Origin of the sequence: Nocardioides sp. (assembly GCF_051876515.1) — a bacterium.
Classification (GTDB): domain Bacteria; phylum Actinomycetota; class Actinomycetes; order Propionibacteriales; family Nocardioidaceae; genus Nocardioides.
On the sequence record NZ_JBJEHY010000035.1, the window covers coordinates 1 to 3,945 of the forward strand.

6 protein-coding genes are annotated in these 3,945 nt (G+C 72.5%); 2 read left to right on the plus strand and 4 right to left on the minus strand.

Going from position 1 to position 3,945, the window contains the following annotated elements; all coding sequences use genetic code 11:
- The coding region (locus ACI379_RS01975; RefSeq protein WP_439790378.1) for a hypothetical protein at window positions 1-670 on the minus strand (670 nt) is incomplete at its 3' end.
- Between the two features lie 142 nt (window positions 671-812).
- Between ACI379_RS01975 and ACI379_RS01980 the strand changes: the two genes are divergently transcribed.
- A complete protein-coding gene (locus ACI379_RS01980) occupies window positions 813-1,334 on the plus strand; it encodes a GNAT family N-acetyltransferase (RefSeq protein ID WP_439790379.1) in 522 nt (173 codons plus the stop codon).
- A gap of 1 nt (window position 1,335) precedes the next feature.
- Here ACI379_RS01980 and ACI379_RS01985 read toward each other — a convergent pair whose 3' ends face one another.
- Genes ACI379_RS01985 through ACI379_RS01995 form a run of 3 tightly spaced genes read right to left on the minus strand, consistent with a single transcriptional unit; the run spans window position 1,336 to window position 3,063 of the window.
- The gene (locus ACI379_RS01985) at window positions 1,336-1,773 is read right to left on the minus strand and encodes a nuclear transport factor 2 family protein (protein WP_439790380.1); all 438 of its coding nucleotides are present in this window, start codon (window positions 1,771-1,773) and stop codon (window positions 1,336-1,338) included.
- 7 nt (window positions 1,774-1,780) lie between these two features.
- Entirely contained in the window at window positions 1,781-2,566 is a 786-nt protein-coding gene (locus ACI379_RS01990; RefSeq protein ID WP_439790381.1) for an SDR family NAD(P)-dependent oxidoreductase, read from the minus strand.
- The gene (locus tag ACI379_RS01995) at window positions 2,563-3,063 is read right to left on the minus strand and encodes a nuclear transport factor 2 family protein (protein WP_439790382.1); all 501 of its coding nucleotides are present in this window, start codon (window positions 3,061-3,063) and stop codon (window positions 2,563-2,565) included. Before ACI379_RS01995 ends, ACI379_RS01990 begins: the two co-directional genes overlap by 4 nt.
- Window positions 3,064-3,218: 155 nt before the next feature.
- Between ACI379_RS01995 and ACI379_RS02000 the strand changes: the two genes are divergently transcribed.
- A partial coding sequence (locus ACI379_RS02000) for a methylenetetrahydrofolate reductase (protein WP_439790383.1) occupies window positions 3,219-3,945 on the plus strand: 727 nt, incomplete at its 3' end.

The following is a 3,945-nucleotide window of genomic DNA, read 5'->3' on the forward strand; positions in this document are numbered from 1 at the left end:
CGACGAAGCAGTACCAGTCGGGCACGTCGGGGTCGTAGCGGCAGTCGGCCGGGGCGGAGGTCAAGGTCCAGGTGAGGGCCCTGTCGATGAACCACTCGTCGGTGGCGAGCGCGAGCATCGCGTCGCGGTCCTTGGCCCGCCACGCCGTGGTGAAGTCGCGTGCGACCACCCGCCCCAAGGCCTTGATGGCGCGGTCCCGGGCCACGCAGGCGCGGTCGCTCGCCGGCCCCGTGGAGCCCCGGCAGGTCATGTCCCACTCCCACAGCGTCTCCGCGTCGACGGGGCGGACCCGTACCGTGCGTGAGGCCTTCCCCGAGCGGGCGAACCGCACCCGGTACGTCGCCGCGCTCGTGGTGGCCCGTACCGAGAAGGCGTACCGGCCACGGGCGCCGGCGCGCTTGGTGCGTACGGTCGTCCACCCGGTGCCGCGGGCCCGCTGCAGCGCGACCGTGACGCCCTTGGTGCTGGCGCGGCCGTGCAGGCGTACGTCCTGGCCCGGCACGGGGCGCGCCGGGGAGGCGTGCAGTGCGGGCGCGGAGGCACGTGCCCCCTGCGTCGGGGCGCCGGGAGTGGCTGCGGCGACCGGCGCCCACCCCGCGAGGCACGTCAGCAGTGCTGCCAGCGCTACCCCCAGCGCCTCAACCCTGCTGCCGTCGTGTGCTGCGCGCATGCAACCTCGCTGGTGCTGGGCGGCCGGTCGACCGCACCACGCACGCTAGGCGGCTGCGCCCGGCCTCCCGGCGGTTTTCTGAGCCGCCGTTCTCTGAAACAACGTGCCCGCCCGCGTTGACGACACGATCTACCCTCGTCACATGGAGTCTCAGGGTGTCGTTCTCCGTGCGATGCGTCCCGAGGAGGTCGGCCTGCCGTGGCACGTCGGTGACCTCGAGCCCGGCTCGTTCGACGACTTCGGTCCACGCCCGGCCCTGACCGCCCCGCGCTCACCGTCCTTCGACGGGGACGGGGCCCTCGTGGTCGAGGTCGACGGGCGGGTGGCCGGGTCGGTCTCCTGGATCTGGCGGGTGCACGGACCCAACGCGGGCAGCAGGTGCCTGATGGTGGGCATCGCGCTCTTCGCCGACGCCCGCGGTGGTGGCACCGGTTCCCGCGCCCTGGCCGAGCTGGTGTCGCTGGGTTTCCGGCACACCACGACCAACCGGATCGAGGCGCACACCGACGTCCTCAACGTCCCCGCGCAGCGGGCGCTCGAGCGGGCCGGGTTCACGCGCGAGGGGGTGCTTCGCGGTGCCCAGTGGCGCGACGGCGACTACCGCGACGGCGCCCTCTTCTCGGTGCTGCGTGAGGAGTGGGAGTTCCGCGGCTCCCAGCAGTGAGTCAGTCGGCGGGGCGCAGCACGCCCCGGTCCCCGATCTCGATGGTGATCTCGAACCAGCGCTTCGACAGCAGCCAGCCCTCGGCCGTACGGACCCAGGTGTCGGTGTACTCGCCGAGGCACTCGTACGACGTGCCCTCCATCGGCCCCGTACCCAGGTGCAGGACCCGGCCGTAGCTGAGCACGTCCGCGCTCTCCATCCCGAGCGTGACCCGGTGGTTGCCCATCAGGTGCTGCGTCTGCCCGACGCCGCCGAGGTGGTGCTGCATGCGGGCCAGCACGTCGTCGGCGCCGCGTGCCCCGTACGCCTGCACCTCCGGCACGACGAGCGAGCGCAGGCTCGCCCAGTCACGCTCGTCGATCGCAGCGGCGAACGCGGCCGAGGCCTCGAGGACCTCGTCGCGCTGGCTGGTGCTCGTCATCGTCGTCGGATCGGCCATCGGTCCGTCACTCGCCCAGGTCCGGGGTCCAGGCGACCCCGTTGATGTGGCTGCCGCCGTCGACGAACAGGGTGTTGCCGGTGAGGTACCGCGACTCGTCGCTGGCCAGGAAGACCGCGACGGGGGCCACGTCGTCGTACGGGTCGCCCATCCGGCCCATCGGGTTCGCGGAGTCCGCGGCGGCCGCGATCTCGGGGTTGGCGGCGGCGACGCGCTCGAACGCGGCGCTGCGGGCACCGGGCGCGATGACGTTGACGGTGACACCGCTGGGCGCCCACTCGCGCGCGGCCGTACGGCTCAGCGTGCGCAGCGCCTCCTTGGCGGAGTTGTACTCCAGGGAGCCCATGTGGGCGTTGACGCCGTTGAGGCTGCACATGTTGACCACGCGGCCCCAGCCGGCCGCCTTCATGTGCGGGTACGCGGCGCGCATCGCCCAGAAGGGACCCCAGTAGCCGACTGCGAAGCCACGCTGCACCTGCTCGTCGGACTTGTTCTCGACCCGGCCCAGACCGCCGGGGACGCCGCCCCAGGCGTTGTTGACCAGGACGTCGATGCTGCCCAGCTCGGCGACGGCGGTGGCGACCATCCCCTCGACCTGCTCGCGGTCGGAGACGTCGACGCGGACGAACAGCCCGCCGACCTCCTCGGCCACGGCCTTGCCGGTGGTCTCGTTGATCTCGGCGACCACGACCTTGGCGCCCTCGGCCGCGAAGCGGCGGACGATGCCGGCGCCGATGCCGTCACCGCCGCCGGTGACGACCGCGATGCGGCCGCTGAGGCGGCCGGCGCTCACTGGTGGCCCTCGGGGAGGTCGCGGCCGGTGACGCCGGAGGAGAGCAGGGTGCGGGCCTCGGCGCGGCCGTCCAGGGCGCGGGTGGTGCGGTGGTGGACCTTCCAGCCGTCGGCCGTACGGACCAGGTGGAACAGGTTGGCCCCGGCGCGCACCGGGAAGTACTTGCCCTTGTGGTGCACCAGCAGGATCGAGTGGCAGATCGCCCGCGCGGTGTCGCCCGTGACGGTCACGTGGGCCGGCCCGAGGAAGTGGGCGGCGCCGTTGCCGATCAGGCCCTGGTGCAGGTCGCCGGTGACCATGTCGTGGATCGCGGCCTGGTCGCCCATGAACATCTCGTCCACGTCGTACACGCCGTCCTCGGTCCACATGGCTGCGACCTCGTCGGCGGAGCCGGAGTCCACCAGGGGGCCGTAGGAGGCCACGATCTGGAAGATGGCCTGCTCGTCCTCGAGCCGCGCCAGGCGGGCCTCGAGTGCGGCGAGACGGTCGTCAGTCATGGGGCTCCTCGGCGAAGTGGGTGGGTCGAGCACGTTCATTCAATCCGGCTGTGGTGCGGGCCACTCCCGCGCTTCCAGTGACCGGGAGAGGGCGCGCGGTGCGCTGTAGGGTCGCGGTCGGACGGAAGGTCGGAATCAGTTTGTCTCCCACGCACGTGCAGCCCCAGCTGCTCTTCAGCATCACCCCGCCGCGGGCCTCGACGACGTACGAGGACGCTCAGCGGATCGCTGAGGTCACCCTCGAGCGGCTGCGGCCCCTCGAGCTCGACGCCCTGATCCTGTACGACATCGACGACGAGAGCGACCGCAACCCCGCCGAGCGGCCCTTCCCGTACCTGCCCACGCAGGACCCCGGGGAGTTCCACGAGCACCACCTGGCCGCGTGGAGCGGGCCCGTGGTCGTCTACCGGTGCGTCGGCAAGTACGAGCCCGCGCAGCTCGAGACCTGGCTGGGTGCCCAGGACACCGACCGGGTCAGCACCGTCTTCGTCGGCTCGTCGTCGAGCGACAAGCCGGTGCACACCTCGCTGCCGCAGGCCCACGAGCTGCGGCGCCGGGTGCGGCCGGAGCTGCCCCTGGGTGCGGTCGCGATCCCCGAGCGGCACGCAGCCGGCGGGTCCGAGCACGCGCGGATGCTGCGCAAGCAGGAGGCCGGTGCCACCTTCTTCGTCACCCAGGTCGTGTACGACGGCGACGCCGCCAAGAGCATGGTGTCGGACTACCACTACGCCTGCCTCGACGCCGGCACCGAGCCCGCGCCCGTCGTCTTCACCCTCTCGGTGTGCGGATCCACCAGGACGCTGGCGTTCCTGGAGTGGCTGGGCGTCGAGGTGCCGCGGTGGATGCGCAACGACCTCGAGCGCAGCGACGACCCGCTGCAGG